This window comes from Pseudomonas sp. B6(2017) (assembly GCF_002112765.1).
GTDB classification, from domain to species: domain Bacteria; phylum Pseudomonadota; class Gammaproteobacteria; order Pseudomonadales; family Pseudomonadaceae; genus Aquipseudomonas; species Aquipseudomonas piscis.
In genome coordinates, this window is the sequence record NZ_NEIQ01000017.1 from 18954 (window position 1) to 32365 (window position 13412).

At 64.2% G+C, this 13412-nt stretch carries 11 protein-coding genes and 1 pseudogene; 5 read left to right on the forward strand and 7 right to left on the reverse strand.

From position 1 onward, the window contains the following. Positions 1-270: 270 nt before the first annotated feature. The 4 genes and pseudogenes from CAG11_RS25625 to CAG11_RS25640 form a co-directional block, all read left to right on the forward strand. Positions 271-588 (forward strand): annotated as a pseudogene (locus CAG11_RS25625) (EAL domain-containing protein); the annotation flags it as partial. Then, entirely contained in the window at positions 578-1564 is a 987-nt protein-coding gene (locus CAG11_RS25630) for a cytochrome-c peroxidase (protein WP_085598676.1), read from the forward strand. The pseudogene CAG11_RS25625 and the gene CAG11_RS25630, both read left to right, overlap by 11 nt. After that, entirely contained in the window at positions 1561-3366 is a 1806-nt protein-coding gene (locus tag CAG11_RS25635; RefSeq protein ID WP_085598678.1) for a DAHL domain-containing protein, read from the forward strand. The genes CAG11_RS25630 and CAG11_RS25635 overlap by 4 nt, the downstream gene beginning before the upstream one ends. Beyond that, positions 3366-4778: an ATP-binding protein gene (locus tag CAG11_RS25640; protein ID WP_085598680.1), complete on the forward strand. Its 1413-nt coding sequence runs from the start codon at positions 3366-3368 to the stop codon at positions 4776-4778. The genes CAG11_RS25635 and CAG11_RS25640 overlap by 1 nt, the downstream gene beginning before the upstream one ends. 28 nt (positions 4779-4806) lie before the next feature. On the opposite strand, the gene CAG11_RS25645 is transcribed toward CAG11_RS25640, so the two are convergent. The 6 genes from CAG11_RS25645 to CAG11_RS25670 form a co-directional block, all read right to left on the reverse strand. After that, on the reverse strand, positions 4807-7377 hold the full coding sequence (locus CAG11_RS25645; RefSeq protein WP_085598682.1) for an EAL domain-containing protein: 2571 nt from the start codon (positions 7375-7377) through the stop codon (positions 4807-4809). Between the two features lie 218 nt (positions 7378-7595). Next, on the reverse strand, positions 7596-8549 hold the full coding sequence (nudK, locus tag CAG11_RS25650; RefSeq protein ID WP_085598684.1) for a GDP-mannose pyrophosphatase NudK: 954 nt from the start codon (positions 8547-8549) through the stop codon (positions 7596-7598). A gap of 8 nt (positions 8550-8557) precedes the next feature. After that, positions 8558-9532: an SMI1/KNR4 family protein gene (locus tag CAG11_RS25655; protein ID WP_085598686.1), complete on the reverse strand. Its 975-nt coding sequence runs from the start codon at positions 9530-9532 to the stop codon at positions 8558-8560. A gap of 67 nt (positions 9533-9599) precedes the next feature. Further along, positions 9600-9911, reverse strand: coding sequence for an AzlD domain-containing protein (locus tag CAG11_RS25660; protein WP_177409136.1), 312 nt, complete (start codon positions 9909-9911; stop codon positions 9600-9602). Next, positions 9911-10609 carry an AzlC family ABC transporter permease gene (locus CAG11_RS25665; RefSeq protein ID WP_022644076.1) on the reverse strand — a complete coding sequence of 233 codons (699 nt, stop codon included), beginning with the start codon at positions 10607-10609 and terminating at the stop codon, positions 9911-9913. The genes CAG11_RS25660 and CAG11_RS25665 overlap by 1 nt, the downstream gene beginning before the upstream one ends. 83 nt (positions 10610-10692) lie before the next feature. Continuing rightward, on the reverse strand, positions 10693-11310 hold the full coding sequence (locus tag CAG11_RS25670) for a TetR/AcrR family transcriptional regulator (RefSeq protein ID WP_085598690.1): 618 nt from the start codon (positions 11308-11310) through the stop codon (positions 10693-10695). Positions 11311-11617: 307 nt separating this feature from the next. Between CAG11_RS25670 and CAG11_RS25675 the strand changes: the two genes are divergently transcribed. Further along, positions 11618-12058 carry a hotdog fold domain-containing protein gene (locus CAG11_RS25675; RefSeq protein ID WP_068586723.1) on the forward strand — a complete coding sequence of 147 codons (441 nt, stop codon included), beginning with the start codon at positions 11618-11620 and terminating at the stop codon, positions 12056-12058. Between the two features lie 58 nt (positions 12059-12116). On the opposite strand, the gene fabV is transcribed toward CAG11_RS25675, so the two are convergent. Then, the gene (gene fabV / locus CAG11_RS25680; RefSeq protein ID WP_022644073.1) at positions 12117-13313 is read right to left on the reverse strand and encodes an enoyl-ACP reductase FabV; all 1197 of its coding nucleotides are present in this window, start codon (positions 13311-13313) and stop codon (positions 12117-12119) included. Positions 13314-13412: the final 99 nt, after the last annotated feature.

Sequence of the window (13412 nt, forward strand, 5' to 3'; positions counted from 1 at the left end):
TTTGGATGTCCGGCGCACAGGTCCAGGATGAGGGGAGAAGGATGAGCCCGTTTGGCAGCGGATGTGGATGTGGACTGGCGAGCGTCGCCGCATGAAGACGCCATGTACACGGATCAATCGCCGGATACTCATCGTCGACGATACCCGGTCGATCCACGACGACTTCGCCAAGATCCTGTGCAGCACTGCGCAGGGCCCCCTGGACGCAACCGAGGCCCTGCTGTTCGGCCCATCGGACAACAGGTCCGCGGGGGGCTTTGAAATGGATTCAAGACCATGGGCATAGGCCTGGCCGTCGATGATTTCGGCACCGGTTATTCAAGCCTGGGCTACCTGCGCAAGTTTCCAGTGGATGTGCTCAAGATCGATCAATCCTTCGTCCAGGGCTTGAGCCACGGCCCCCGCGACGCGACCCTGAGCGTCATCGCCGAAGGGGTGGAAACCGCGCAGCAGCTGACCTACCTACAGCAACAAGGCTGCGAGGAAGGCCAAGGCTACTATTTCAGCAGGGCCCTGCCGGCCGAGGACGTTGCCCGCCTGCTCGACAACCGGGCATTGCGCCCATGGATGAACGGTCATGCCCAGTGAATGCCTGCCGGCCAGCCGCCGGTACTTCGCCCACGTCGTGCTGGGCCTGCTGCTGGCCTGGGGCAGCCAGCTTGCGCTGGCAGCGCCCCTGGATGAACCTCTCAAGTCCCTGCCCCCGCCTCCTGCCCTGGATCCCCAGCGGGTCGAACTGGGACGCCGGTTGTTCAACGATCCGCGCCTGTCCGTGGATAACAGCCGCTCCTGCGCCAGCTGCCATCGCCTGGACTTGGGTGGCGCCGACGCACAGCCCAGGTCACCAGGCATCAAAGGCCAGGTCACCCGGGTCAACGCTCCAAGCGTGTTCAACGCCGCCTTGAATTTTCGCCAGTTCTGGGATGGCCGCGCCGAAACCCTCGAGGAGCAGGTCGACGGCGTGCTGCAAAGCCCCATCGAGATGGGCAATAACTGGGAAAGCCTGCTCCAGACCCTGGAACAGGACCCGCAATATCGCCAGGCCTTCGCCAAGCTCTACCCGGATGCGCTGACCGCGGCCAATGTGCGCAACGCCCTGGTCACTTACGAGAGGACCTTGCTGAGCGGCAATTCACGCTTCGACCAGTACCTGCTGGGCAATACCGACATCCTCAGCCTGGAGGAGAAATATGGCTACCAACGCTTCAAGGACTATGGCTGCATCGCTTGCCATCAGGGGGTCAATATAGGCGGCAACATGTTCCAGAAATTCGGCGTGATGGGCGACTACTTCGCCGCCCGCGGCTCCCCCACCGAAGCAGACCTGGGGCGTTTCCTGATCACCGGCGACGAGCAGGACCGCAATGTCTTCAAGGTTCCCAGCCTGCGCAACGTGGCGATCACCGCGCCGTATTTCCACGACGGCTCGGCCCAAACCCTGGAGCAGGCGGTGGACGTGATGTTCAAGTACCAGCTTGGCCGTCCGCCCAACCCCCTGGATACCAGCCTGATCGTCAAGTTTCTCAAGACCCTGACCGGCGAATGGGATGGCAAGCCCCTATGAAACCGTCTCGCCGCCTGCCCACTACACTGCTGATCCTGCTGGCCGGGGCTCTGATCATGGCGCTCGGCTTCTTCTACCTGAAGATGGTGACAGGCCCATCGACCAACTACGCCTTGTCCCGGGACCTGGTCGGGCACATCAAGCAATTGAACGCGCAATGGGAAACCGAGGTGCTCAAGGCGCGGATCGCCATCACCCACAATTACGATCCACTGGTGTCTCCGGTGCAGCAGATCAACCAGATCTGGATCCAGTTCGATCAAGTCTCCAGGCAGCCGCACAGCAACCCGCAAGCCTGGAGAACCAGCCAAGAGGCGTTTCTCCAGGCCTTCCGGGAAAAGGCCGCACTGGTGGAGCGCTTCAAGTCGCACAATTCGATATTGCGCAACTCCCTGGCCTTCTTGCCCAGTGCCGAGGATGACATCCAGCGTCAATTGTCCGACCTCGATGACCAGCAAAGGATGTCTCAGCAGAACATCGCGATCGACACCTACGACTTGCTGCTCAGCAGCCTCGAGTTCGCCCAGGTCTCCAGCGACGACAAGGCGGCGGATATCCTGGTGGGCCTGAACAAGCTGGCGGTGAACAAGGAACGCCTGCCCGAGGCGATGCACGATCCGGTGGAAATCCTCAGCAACCACGTCTCGGTGATTCTGCGGGAACAGCCGATCGTCAACGACTTGCTGGATCGGATCACCTCGATCCCGGTAGCCGAGCGCCTGGATGACATCACCGTGCTGCTCAACAGCGACCAGTTGCAGGCGGATATACAGGACCAGCGGACCCATCAATACCTGCTGGTGTTTTCGGTGCTTCTGGTGTTGTTGATCCTGTACCTGGCGCTGCGCCTGATACGCAGCTATGCCGTGATCCGCAGGGTCAACACCGACTTGCAAAGCGCCAACGAACATCTGGAGCAGCGGGTCGAGGAACGTACCCGAGAGCTCAAGGAAACCCAGAGCGAACTGCTGGATACCGCACGCCAGGCCGGCATGGCGGAAATTGCTACCAATGTGCTGCATAACGTTGGCAACGTGCTCAACAGCGTGAATATCTCCAGCGAGATCCTCAGCCGCAAGCTGCGTAGCAGCAAGGCCCTGGGCCTGGGCAAGGCCATGCAACTGATCAACCAGCACAGCGACGACCTGGGACATTTCCTCTGCGAAGACGAAAAAGGCAAGATGCTTCCCGGCTATCTCAACCAGTTGGTGGTAGCCATTGCCGACGAACAGCAAAGCATGGGCGAGGAACTGGCCCAACTCGGCCGTAGTGTCGACCACATCAAGGAAATCGTCGCCACCCAGCAGTCCTATGCCGGAGCCTCGCGCCTGGTCGAGCCCCTGCGGGTGGCCGACCTGATGGATGACGCCCTGCGGATGAACTCCGGCGCCCTGACTCGCCACCAGGTCACGGTGATCCGCGACTATGCCGATGTGCCGCCGATCATGGGCGACAAGCATCGCCTGTTGCTCATCCTGATCAACCTGATCAGCAATGCGAAGTACGCCATGTCCAGCCTGGACGAGCACTCGCGCAAACTGACCCTGAGCGCCCATGTGGTTGATGAGCGGACTTTGCGTATCCGGGTCAAGGATGAAGGCGAAGGCATCACCGCGCAGAACCTGACCAAGATCTTCGTCCACGGCTTCACTACCCGCACGGAAGGCCACGGCTTCGGCCTGCACAGCTGCGCCCTGGCCGCGATAGAGATGAATGGGCAACTGAGCGTACACAGCGATGGACCGGGGACCGGCGCCACCTTCACCCTGGACATCCCCCTGACCAGTGCCGAGGGCCGATGATGGACGACTTGACCAACCGCCGTATCCTGCTCATCGACGATACCCCGTCGATCCATGAGGACTTTCGCAAGATCCTCGCTCCCGCGCCGGCTACGAACGACGCCCTGGACGACCTCGAAAGCCAGTTGTTCGGCAGCCAGGGCAAGAGCCGCCAGCAGGCCTTCGAACTGGAATCGGCCTATGGTGGCCAGGAGGGGCTGGACAAGCTTTGCCGAGCCATGGAACAGCAGCGGCCCTATGCCCTGGCCTTCGTCGACATGCGCATGCCCCAGGGCTGGGACGGGGCCCAGACCATCGAGCAGCTCTGGCTGCGCGACCAGCGCCTGCAAGTGGTGGTCTGCACCGCCTATTCCGACTACTCCTGGGAAGAACTGCTGGAGCGCCTGCAAGGCTACGATCGGCTACTGATCCTGAAGAAGCCATTCGACAATATCGAGGTCCAGCAACTGGCCAGCACCCTCACCCGCAAGTGGGAAATGACTGCCCGGGCACAGTTGCAAATGGATCATCTGGAACATCTGGTACAGCAGCGCACCGAAGACCTGGAACGGGCCGGAGCGGCCCTGCGCCAGGAGATCGACGAACGCAAGCAGCTGGAAAACCAACTGGTGCAATCCGAGAAGCTGGCGTCCCTGGGCCAGCTCGCCGCTGGAGTCGCCCACGAAATCAACAACCCCATCGGCTTCGTTTCATCCAACCTGGGCAGCCTGGCCGGATACCTCGAACAGATCGACCAGATGCTCGACGCCTACCGGCAAAGCGAAGAAGCCATCGTCGACGCGGCCTTGCGCCAGCGCCTGGGCAGCCTGCGCGATAGCATCGAACTGGATTTCCTTCGCCAGGACATCCCGCTGCTGATCAAGGAGTCCAAGGAAGGCATCGGCCGGGTGGAGCAGATCGTCAAGGACCTGAAGAACTTCTCCCGGGTCGACACCGACCAGCAGTGGCAGCTGGCGAACCTGCAACAAGGCATAGACTCGACATTGAACATCGTCGCCAACGAGATCAAATACAAGGCCGATGTGATCAAGCAATACCACCCGTTGCCGGACATCGAGTGCCTGCCCTCGCAGCTCAACCAGGTGGTGATGAACCTGGTGGTCAACGCCGCCCAGGCCATCGGTCCGGAACGCGGAACCATCACCCTGCGCACCGGAGTCGAGGGCCAGTGGGTCTGGCTGGAGGTGAGCGACAGTGGGTCCGGCATCGACGAGCGACATTTGCAGAAGATCTTCGATCCCTTCTTCACCACCAAGCCCATCGGCCAGGGCACCGGCCTGGGGCTATCGCTGTCCTACGGCATCATCAAGAAACACGGGGGGCGGATCACCGTCCAAAGCCAGCTGGGCCGCGGCAGCACCTTCCGCGTGGAACTGCCGGTGCACCAGGGCGCTGCCGCCGATCCGGCCTGATCGCACCCAGGTTCCCCGCTGACTGGCCTCAATGCATCGACTGCGACTGGTCCGGCTCCACGGCGAGCTGGCGCGCCAGGGCGTCCACCGTCAACGGCCCGGCCAGGTAGAGCCCCTGGGCTTCATCGCAGCCGATATCACGCAGGGCCTGGAACTGTTGCTGGTCCTGCACGCCTTCGGCGACCACCCGCAACGACAAGGCGTGGCCCAGGTCGACGATCGCCTGGACGATCGAACGCCCGGCAGCGTTGCCCGCCAGGCCCGCGACGAAGCTGCGGTCGATCTTCAAGCCATTCAGGGGCAGGCTCTGCAGATGCTGCAAGGCCCAGTAGCCGGTGCCGAAATCATCCATCAACAGGCCCACGCCCAAGGTCTTGAGCCCATGCATGATGTCCAGCACCTGGCGCCGGTCGTCCAGCAGGAGCTTGTCGCTCAGTTCCAGTTCCAGGCGCCCCGCAGCCAGGCCACTGTGCTCCAGCGCCGCCTTGACCCGCGCCACCAGCCTGGCCCGCTGGAACTCCGCGGACGACACCTTGACCGCCACCGGCAGCTCTTGCGGCCAGTCCAGGGCCGCCTGGCAGGCCGCCTGCAGCACCCAATTGCTCAGCGGCAGGATCAGCCCGCTGTCTTCGGCGATGGGTACGAACACTTCCGGCCCCAGCAGCCCGTGCCGGGGATGGGCCCAGCGCACCGATGCCTCGGCGCCCACCAGCCGATGGTCCGCCAGGCGGTAGCGCGGCAGGAACTGCAGCTGCAACTGGCCCTGGTCGATGGCCTGGCGCAAGTCCTGCTCCAGGCGCCGGCGCTCGATGATCCGCGCGTTCATCTGCGCCGCATAGAAACGCCAGGTGCTGCGCCCGGCGGCCTTGGCCTCGTAGAGGGCGATATCGGCCAGGCGCAGCAATTCATCGGCCTGGGTCGCATCCGCCGGGGCCCGGGCGATGCCGATGCTGGCGCTGATGAACACCTCGTGGCCGGCCACGTAGAACGGCGCCTCGATATGCTCGATCACCCGCCGGCACAGGCCCTCGATCTCCACCTGGGCCACATGCCCCGGCACCACCAGCACGAACTCGTCGCCACCGACCCGGGCCACAAGGTCCTCGCTGCGCAGGCAACGGCTCAGGCGCCGGGACACCTCGTGCAGCACCTGGTCGCCGGCGCCATGGCCCAGCAGGTCGTTCACCGGCTTGAAGCGATCGAGGTCGACGCTGAGCATCAGCAGCGGCTCCTGCAAGGATGGCGACACCAACAGCTTGCCCTCGAGGAATTCTTGCATCCGCGCCCGGTTGGCCAGCCCGGTGAGGGTGTCGTGCTGGGACAGGTATTCGATGCGCCGGCGGGCCGCGACTTCCTCGGTGATGTCGCTGGCGGTGCCGCGAAACCCGCCTTCGGCCAAGGCGCGCAACGACAGGCGGCAGATCCGCGGCTGCCGCCCCCCGTCCAGGTAGGTGCATTGCAGCACCGTCCGCGCGGACTGTCCGGGTGCCGCCAGCCATTGCGACAGCGACCCCTGCTCGCTGCTGAGCAAGGTATCCAGGGGTTGGCCCAGGGTCGCATCGCGGGACAACCCGGTGACCGTCTGGAAACGCTCGGACAGGTAGGTCAGGCGTAGTTGCCCATCGACTTCCCAGATCCAGTCGGAGGCCGCCTCGGCCACATCGCGAAAGCGCGCCTCGCTGGCCGCCAGGGCCGCGCGACCGGCCTGCAGCTCGTGCATCTGCCGGTCCGTGACTTGGGCTGCCAGGGCGGTCCGGCGCAGCAGGAACACCGCCAGCAATCCCACCAGCAGCCCGACCAGCAACAACAGCGGCATCACCACCACCAGCAACTGATGGCCGGGGCGGGCCGGCTGCCACTGCAAGAACCCCGCAGCGTCGGGCAAGGCCAGCCGGGGCTGGTTCCCAGGGAGCGTGGCGCCGGCCACCCGCAGTTGCTCGATTTCCAGCCCATGGCCCATGGCCAACAAGCGCGGTGGGTTGAGCCGGGCAACGAACACCAGCACCGACTGCGGCCCGTTGTCGGCGCGAACCTGGGGATCGCCGCCGGTGCCCAGCACATCGGCGGCCACCAGGGCCGGCGTGCCGCCGATGGACAGATAGCGGCTGACCGGATGCCCAGCCGGGGTCTGGCGCGCCTGGGCCACCAACGGCGCGAGTTGCGCCCCCAGCCAGTCGCCGGCGTCCATCGCGGCCAGCTGGCCGGCCACCAGGGCATAGCGGGTGGTGCCGGCAGGACCGATCACGAAGACGCCGTCGAAGCCCAGGTCGCGATACAGGCTGGAGCCGAAGTTCTGCCGGGTGAAGGCCCAGTCGATATCCACCGTCAGGTGCAGGTTCCGGTAGGCATCGCCCCACAACGCGTAGTCCTTGATGGTGGTGCGGGTGTTACTGGCCAGGGTTTGCAGGGCCCTGTCGATATCCTGGCGGTTGTGCTGCTCGGCGCTGCGGTTCTGCTCCAGGGCGATGAACACCAGGAGCGCCGTGGTGAACAGGAACAGCGCCAGCAACAACCCGCAGCAGCTGAGCAAGGTGACCCGGGTCAACGCCTGGTTGGAGGGGCTGAACCCTTGGGGCAGAACAGGACCGTGGTTTTCCATAGTGCTCCAGGTGCCATGACGACAGATCGACCGGCGCGTCCCTGCGGCTCCCGCGCGGCGTTCGACGAAGCTCCCGCTTGCCTATAGACGATAGACAGTATTTTTCCGCGGGGCTGGCAGGCGCCGCGCACCTGGCGTTACACGAATGGGCAGAACCCGGCGGCACGCCCGGGCGAACCCGGGCGTCGCTGGCGCGATGGAGGGGCAGCCGGAATGGCTCAGTTGCGCTCGACGCCGAGCACCGGCAACTGTTCGACCCCGTGGTAGATGGCCAGGCCCTGGCGTCGGGCCTGCTCGAGCATGGCGTCGCAGCCGGTCGATGGCCCGCCGATCCGCAATACCGCGTCGCAGCGCTGCAACAGGCGTTCGGCGTAGGCATGGAACCGCGCCTGGTAGATCTCATCGCCCACTGCCGTGGAGCCGGCCAGGCGCGTCATGGGCAGGGCCACCCATTCCCCCAGCAGCGGAAAATGCCCAGCGGCCAGCACCTGCGCCGCACACTGCTCCATGGCCTCGACATTGCGCGCCAGCAGCGCCGGGTCGTCACCGGTGCCGGAACGGTAAGGGCCGGCCACCAGCACCATCAGGCTGCGGGGCTTGAGCACATGCAACTGCAAGTACTGCAAGAGCATGATGGTCTTGCCGTCGGCGATTTCCCCGCTGTGGATCATGCCCAGGGCCTGGTCGATATCCAGTTCCAGGACCTCGATATCCTCGCCTTCGTGCTCCAGGCCGCCGCCGTCGTCGATCCGGTCCTCGGCCTGGTAGCGGGCGATGAAGAAATGCACGCGCTCGGTCACCGAGCCGGGGCTCATGAAGGCGTCGAAGACCTTCTGCACCTCGCCGACCCGGTAGCCGGTTTCCTCCTCGGCTTCCTGGCGGATGCGCACCTCGGGGCTGGCGTTGTCCAGCAGCCCGGCGGCGGTCTCGATCAAGTAGCCGTCGTGATCGTTGACATAGGCCGGCATGCGGAACTGCCGGGTCAGCAGCACCGTGCGCCGCTCCAGGTTGTACAGCAAGATGGTGGCGCCGTTGCCACGGTCATAGACCTCGCGGGTCTGGGCCTGCCAACTGCCGTCACGGCGGCGCAGCTCGAAGCTGTATTTCTTCAGCACATACCAGTTGTCGGAGAGGGTCTGCTCGCCGGTGATGCGGATCGAGGCCTCGCTCATGGCTGCTCCTAGAGTACCAGTGGGGTGGCGGGAAAGCCAGCCAATTGATCGAGCAGGTGCTGGCGGTATTCGGCACTGAAGGCAAAACCGCCACCGACCTGGAGCAACTGGCCACCGGCCATCCGTGCCCGCCACCAGTCGTTGATGAAGTCAGGGGCGTAGCCACCGCTGCCGAAGCCCTTGGCGAAGGCGATCATCTCGCGGTAGTCCTGCAGGTACTGCTGCTTGCCGATGACCCCGTGGCGTTCCTGGTACAGCCAGAACTGCAAGTCGTACAGCAGTTGCGACAACGGGTCGGCATGCAGGGCGAAGTAGCGCTTGTCCTGGACGATGCCCAGGGCGATGTGGCGGATGCGCGGGCCCAGGTCCGGCACCTGGGCGAAGTGCTCCAGCAGCTCGGCCAGCATCGGCGAGAACTCGGCGTTGGCCACCTTGTCCAGGTCATCCAGGTAGTCCTGCTCGGAGGTGTCGTAGACCTCCCAGGACACCAGGCCACGGACGAAGGTCTCGAAGTCCGGGGCCAGGACAGTCACCTCGTAGTCGCCCTCCTGGTCCACGTGCACCACCCGCGGCTCACCCTGCGGCCCGCACTCGCTGTAGTCCAGGGCCACCATGTCGTGCCCGGCGGACGGGCAGTCGCAAATGTAGATCCCCAGGTCCGGATAGCCCCAGTCCTCGATCATGAAACGGCTGCCGGAGGGTCCGCCCAGGCTGTCGCCGCCCTCGCGGGAGATGGCCAGGAACGAGTCGATCGCACAATGATCCTCGGCCCAGGAGGTGCCCTGCTCCACCGGGAAACAGGTGAGCTCGGGCCGCCCGCCATTGCGCAGGCGCATGAAGGCCACATAGGAATCGGGGAAGCGGTAGCCCAGTTCCTCTTGCAGTTCGGCGATCAGCTGGTCGCTGGGAGGTGGCAGGCGCTTGGCGGGATCATCCTGGCCCCAGAACTGGTCCAGGTCGATGTCATGGGGAAATTCGCTCATCCGGTGCTTCCGTTGCGGTTGGCGGGCCGCCTGGGCCCAAAGGTGCCCAGGCTACCGCAATCGGTCGCTACAGCCACCAGCGCAGGAGAAAAAAGAAGCCCATGCTCAACAGCATGCTGAGCAAGGTGTTGCGGGTGTAGATCACCAGCACGATGGCCACCAGGGAGCTCGGCAGGTAGGGGTTGTCCAGCCGCAGGTTCAACTGGTGCTCGGGCATGAACACGATCGGCCCGCAGATCGCGGTGAGCATGCCCGGCACCGCGAAACCGAGGAACTGCCGCGCATTGCTGCTCAAACGCAGCGGCAGGCGCGGTTCGAGGAACACGTAGCGGTTGAGGAAGACCAGCAGGCCCATGCCGAAAATCACTGCCCAGACCATCATGCGCGCCCCCGATACAGCTTGTTGCAGACAAAACCCGCGGTCATGCCCGCCAGGCCCGAGATCACCAGGGCCGAACCCCACTGCCAGTAGCTCAACAGCACCGAGCAGAACAACGACACCGCGACGCAGACCACGGTCGGCACATTGCGCACCAGGGGGGTGATCAAGGCGATGAAGGTGGCGGCGATGGAGAAGTCCAGCCCCAGGTGTTCAAGCCCCGGGATGCTCTTGCCGAGCACGATGCCCAGCAGGGTGAACAGGTTCCAGGCCACGTAGAAGGTCAGGCCCACGCCCAGGGCATACCAGCGGTCGAACTGCTGCTTGTCGTGGGCGCTGGTGAGGGCGAACAGCTCGTCGGTGAGCAGAAAGCCCAGGCCCAGGCGCCAGCGCCCCGGCAACGGCGCGATCACCGACCGCATGCTCATGCCATACAGCAGGTGCTGGGAGGTGAGCAGCAAGGTGGTCAGCAGGATCGAGAAGATCCCCGCCCCGCCCTTGAGCATGCCGATGGCCACCAGCTGCGCGGCACCGGCGAACACGATGCCCGACAGGCCCTGGGCCTGCAACGGCGAAAGATTGGCCTCGATGGCCATGGAGCCGGCCAGCAAGCCCCAGGGCGCGGTGGCCAGGGACAGGGGCACGATGGCGATGGCGCCGCGGATGAAGGCGGCGCGCGGTAGAAGAACGCTGGACATGGAACCCCGCACGCAAATGATGGACCCGGACTGTGCCAGCCGCTGCCGGTCCTGGCTTGAACAATCTTGCGCACTTGCGCCTGCTACAGGCCGGCGATGGAGCGCCAGGCCGCAGCGGCCAAGTGCTCGCGGTACTCACGGGGACGCCCCTGGACCCGCCCGGACAACCAGGCCCGGCAATAGCTCTCGGCCTGGCCGATGATCAAGGACGGTAGCAGTTCGGCCGGGATGGCCGGCAAAGCGTCCGACGCTGAGCGGGCCTTGAGCCACTCCAGCAAGCTGCGGTTGCGCGTGCGGTTGCGCTCGGCCAACTCCTGGCTGAAGGGCCCGCGGGTCACGGCAAAGCGTGCATGGAACTGGAACCGCGCCCACTCCGGCTGGGCGTCGACCCAATCCACATAGCTGTGCACCAGGGCCTGGACGCCCTGCTCCAGGGTCTGCGCCTGGGCCAGGTAGCTGTCGCGCAATTGCGCCTGGTCGTCCAGGGCGGTGAAGAACAACGCGGCGACCAGGCCTTCCTTGTTAGTGAAATGGTGATAGATGGCGCCGACGCTGGTCTCGCATTCGGCACGAATCATCTCGATGGTGGTGGCCTCCAGGCCCAGTCGGTTGAAGCAGCCCAGGGCCTGCTGGAGGATGTTGCGCTTGAGTTCGGCGCGACGGCCCGGGTAGCAGCGTTCCAGCAGATCGGTATCCGGCATGTAGGATCTGGCTCCTTGCAGGGTCAATGGATGGGGCAGGCACGAGCCTAACAGGCCGTTTCAAAACTACCTGCGTTGCCCTCGCTGCGTTGAAAACAAGCTGGTGCGCCAGCCCGGTCAAAGTGCTCATTTACCACTCGTAAATTGCGCTTTTTCGCCTGCTTTTGCCTTGCGCTGACTGCCTCGCCGACGTTTTTCAACGGCCTGCCAAGGCCCATAGCTTGACAGGTTTTCTTTTTACCGAATATTGTTCTTTTACAGAATATTATTCTGTAAACCTGTTTCCCTACCACAGCGAGGCATTTCCATGAGCCAGGTTCTCAGCATGTTCAACGCCGCCGGGGCGGAAAAATTCACCCAGATGGCCTGCCAGATGGCGCCCTACTTCTCCAGCATCACGCCCTTGATCGATGAGTTGCAGGCTGGCCACTGCCAGGTGCGGGTGCCGTTTCGCCGGGAAATCACCAACCACCTGGGTACGGTGCACGCCATCGCCCTGTGCAATGCCGCCGAACTGGCGGCCGGGGTCATGACCGATGTGTCGATTCCCGCCGGTGCGCGGTGGATTCCCAAGGGCATGACCGTGGCCTACCTGGCCAAGGCCAAGGGCGATATCCGGGCAGTGGCCGACGGCAGCGCGGTGGACTGGTCCAGCGCCGGGGACAAGGTGGTGGCGGTGACGGCCTTCGATGGCCAGGAGCAAGCGGTGTTCACCGCGCAGATCACCATGAACGTGAAGCTGGCCTGAGCCATGAACGACAACGCCCCTCACGATGGAGGGGCGTTGGGTCACGCGGGCAGTGCGGTTACAGCTGGACCAGCTTGTCGATCTTCACGTCCGGATCGACATCGGCTTCGTAGTCGACACCGTCGATCTCGAAACCGAACAGGCGCAGGAACTCCTGCTTGTAGCCGGCGAAGTCGGTCAGCTGGTACAGGTTATCGCTGGTGACTTCGTCCCACAGCTGCTTCACGCGGTCCTGGACCTCAGGTTGCAGTTCCTTGTAGTCGGCGCGCAGGCGGCCTTCTTCGTCGATGATCGGGTTCGGGTTGTACAGGCTGTCCTTGTACAGGCCGTAGACCTGCTCGATGCAACCTTCGTGGCTGCCCTGCTCCTTCATCACCTTGAACAGCAGCGACAGGTACAGCGGCATGATCGGGATCGCCGAGCTGGCCTGGGTCACCACGGCCTTGAGCACCGATACCCGGGCATCGCCACCCAGGTCCGAGAGTTCCTTGCGAATGCCGATGACCTTCTGGTCCAGGTCCTTCTTGGCTTCGCCGATGGAGCCGTTCCAGTAGATGTCGTGGGTCAGCTTCTCGCCCAGGTAGGTGAAGGCGGTGGTCTTGGCGCCTTCGGCCAGGACGCCGGCCTCGTGCAGGGCATCGATCCACATCTGCCAGTCTTCGCCACCCATGACCGCCACGGTGCCGTCGATCTCTTCCTGGGTCGCAGGTTGCAGGGTGGTTTCCTTGACGATTTCCTTGTCGGTGTCGACACCGCGCAGGGTCACGGACTTGCCCAGGGGCTTGAGGGTCGAGCTCAGCACTTCACCGGTCTTGGGGTGGGTGCGGCGCGGGGCGGCCAGGCTGTAGACCACCAGGTCGATCTTGCCCAGGTCGCGCTTGATGGTCTCGATGGTTTCGGCCTTGACCGCATCGGAGAAGGCGTCGCCGTTGATGCTCTTGGCGTACAGGCCCTTTTCTTCGGCGAACTTGTGGAACGCCGCGCTGTTGTACCAGCCGGCGGTGCCCAGCTTGCCGTCGACGCTGCCGCGCTCGAAGAACACGCCCAGGGTATTGGCGCCACAGCCGAAGGCTGCAGTGATCCGCGCTGCCAGGCCGTAGCCGGTGGAAGCGCCGAGGACCAGTACGTTCTTCGGCCCTGCGTCGATGGCGCCCTGCTGGGTGACGTAATCGATCTGTTGCTTGACGTTGGCCTCACAGCCGACCGGGTGGGTCGTCACACAGATAAAGCCGCGAACGCGGGGTTTGATGACCATACAGATTCTCCCAATTTCAAATGTGCCAGGCGCCGATGACGGCGGCGGCAATGTCACTTGCACAAGTCGTAGACGCTCTCGCGGGCTTCGCGTCACCAA